Origin of the sequence: Pseudomonas sp. GW456-12-10-14-LB2 (genome assembly GCF_002884345.1) — a bacterium.
GTDB classification, from domain to species: Bacteria; Pseudomonadota; Gammaproteobacteria; order Pseudomonadales; family Pseudomonadaceae; genus Aquipseudomonas; species Aquipseudomonas paraglycinae.
Genome location: NZ_POHV01000206.1, coordinates 1 through 261, shown reverse-complemented (window position 1 = coordinate 261; position 261 = coordinate 1). Strand labels below are relative to the sequence as shown.

Below are 261 nucleotides of genomic sequence, written 5' to 3'. Positions count from 1 at the left end.
ACCCTTCCCCATGAACGCCTGGTACGCCGCCGCCTGGGACGCCGACGTGAAGCCGGCGCTGTTGCCGCGGACGATCTGCGGCAAGCATGTCGTGATGTACCGGAAGGCCGATGGCTCGGCGACCGCGCTTGAGGATGCCTGCTGGCATCGCCTGGTGCCGCTGTCGAAGGGCCGGCTCGAGGGCGATACAGTCGTCTGCGGCTATCACGGCCTGAAATTCAACGCGCAAGGGCGCTGCACCTTCATGCCCTCGCAGGAGAC

1 protein-coding gene is annotated in these 261 nt (G+C 66.7%); it reads left to right on the top strand.

Annotated elements, in window-relative coordinates; genetic code table 11:
- A partial coding sequence (locus C1X29_RS30040; protein ID WP_218275731.1) for a Rieske 2Fe-2S domain-containing protein occupies positions 1-261 on the top strand: 261 nt, incomplete at both ends.